Here is a 2,083-nt window from a genome sequence, read left to right as displayed (position 1 = left end):
CGCTGGTGGCGCGCAGCGGCGACGAGATCGGCGCCGCGGCCGAGGCCATCCGCGCCGCCGGCGGCAGCGCCGAGGCGCTGGCGCTCGACGTCGCCCGTCCCGAGGCCCTGCAGGCCGTGCTGGCCGAGCGGGACGCCTTTGACATCCTGGTGAACAACGCCGGCACCAACCGCCCCGCCCCCTTCCTGGAGGTGACGCCGGAGGATTTCGACGCGGTGATGGCGCTGAACCTGCGCGCCGCCTTCTTCGTCGCCCAGGCGGTGGCGAAGCGTCTGGTGGCGGCCGCCAAGCCCGGCTCCATCATCCAGCTCTCCTCGCAGATGGGCCATGTCGGCGGGCCGCGCCGCAGCGTCTACTGCGCCAGCAAGCACGCCATGGAGGGCATGACCAAGGCCATGGCCATCGAGCTCGGCCCGCACCGCATCCGCGTCAACACCCTCTGCCCCACCTTCATCGAGACGCCGCTGACCCGGCCCTTCTTCGAGGAGGCCAGCTTCCGCGACTGGGTGCTCTCCAAGATCAAGCTCGGCCGCGTCGGCCAGGTGGAGGATCTGATGGGCGCCGTGCTGTTCCTCGCCTCCGACGCCTCCGCCATGATGACCGGCAGCGCCCTGATGGTCGATGGCGGCTGGACCGCCGAATGATTCTGTTCGCTGCCGGTCAGGGTGGGGAAGGGAGGGCGGCACTCCGGCCGGCGGAGAGGTTGAGGGCAGGCTGACGGAGGGTGTTGCATCCGGATGCATGGCCGCGCTTGCATCCGGATGCAAACGTCGCCACTCTTCCGGGCAGCCGAAGGAGGACCGCCATGATCCGCTACCTGAAGAAGGGCGCCGAAGCCGCCGAGACCGCCGAGTACGACCGCAAGGTTCGGCAGACCGTCGAGGGCATCCTCGCCGATGTCGAGGCCCGCGGCGACGCGGCGGTGCGCGAGCTCTCGGAGAAATTCGACAAGTGGTCGCCGGAGAGCTTCCGCCTCTCCCAGGAGCAGATCCAGGCGCTGATCGACAGCCTGCCGGCGCAGGTGATCGAGGACATCAAGTTCGCCCAGGCGCAGATCCGCCGCTTCGCCGAGGTGCAGCGCGCCTCGATGCAGGATGTCGAAGTCGAGACCCTGCCGGGCGTGACGCTGGGCCACAAGCACATCCCCGTCGAGAGCGTCGGCTGCTACATCCCCGGCGGCCGCTACCCGATGGTGGCTTCCGCCCACATGTCGGTGCTGACGGCCAAGGTGGCCGGCGTGCCGCGCGTCATCGCCTGCACGCCGCCGCTGAACGGCCAGCCGCCGGCCGCCACCGTCGCCGCCATGGCGATGGCCGGCGCCGACGAGATCTACCTGCTGGGCGGCATCCAGGCCGTCGCGGCGATGGGGATCGGCACCGAGACGATCAAGCCGGTGGACATGCTGGTCGGGCCCGGCAACGCCTTCGTCGCCGAGGCCAAGCGCCAGCTCTACGGCCGCGTCGGCATCGACCTGTTCGCCGGCCCCACCGAGACGCTGATCATCGCCGACGACACCGCCGATGTGGAGATTTGCGCCACCGACCTGCTGGGCCAGGCCGAGCACGGCCCGACCTCGCCCGCCGTGCTGCTCACCACCTCGAAGAAGATCGCCGAGGGCATCGAGGCCGAGGTGCAGCGCCAGCTCGCCGTGCTGCCCACCGCCGACATCGCCAGCGTGGCCTGGCGCGACCACGGCCAGGTCATCCTCTGCGACACGGATGAGGAGATGCTGCAGGTGGCGGATGACATCGCCTCCGAGCATGTGCAGGTGATGACCGCCAACCCGCGCTGGTTCCGCGACAACATGCGCAACTACGGCGCGCTGTTCCTGGGCAAGGAGACCAATGTCGCCTATGGGGACAAGGTGATCGGCACCAACCACACCCTGCCCACCAAGAAGGCGGCGCGCTACACGGGCGGCCTCTGGGTTGGCAAGTTCATCAAGACCTGCACCTGGCAGGAGGTGAAGCCGGAGGCCTCCGCCATGGTCGGCGAATACTGCTCGCGGCTCTGCGCCATCGAGAACTTCGCCGGCCACAAGGAGCAGGCGGATCTCCGCGTGCGGCGCTATGGCGGCAAGAAC

The 2,083-nt window shown here is 69.6% G+C and carries 2 protein-coding genes; both read left to right on the top strand.

Translation table 11 applies throughout. The annotated features are described in order from the left end of the window. Window positions 1–644, top strand: a 644-nt coding sequence (locus ACZJYS_RS24155; protein ID WP_493180621.1) for an SDR family NAD(P)-dependent oxidoreductase, incomplete at its 5' end; no start/stop codon positions are given. Window positions 645–805: 161 nt separating this feature from the next. Continuing rightward, window positions 806–2,083: histidinol dehydrogenase (gene hisD, locus ACZJYS_RS24150; RefSeq protein ID WP_493180620.1), on the top strand; the 1,278-nt coding region annotated here is incomplete at its 3' end.

The organism is Roseomonas sp. TS2, from assembly GCF_058833935.1.
This window is presented reverse-complemented; position numbering and strand designations above follow the sequence as displayed.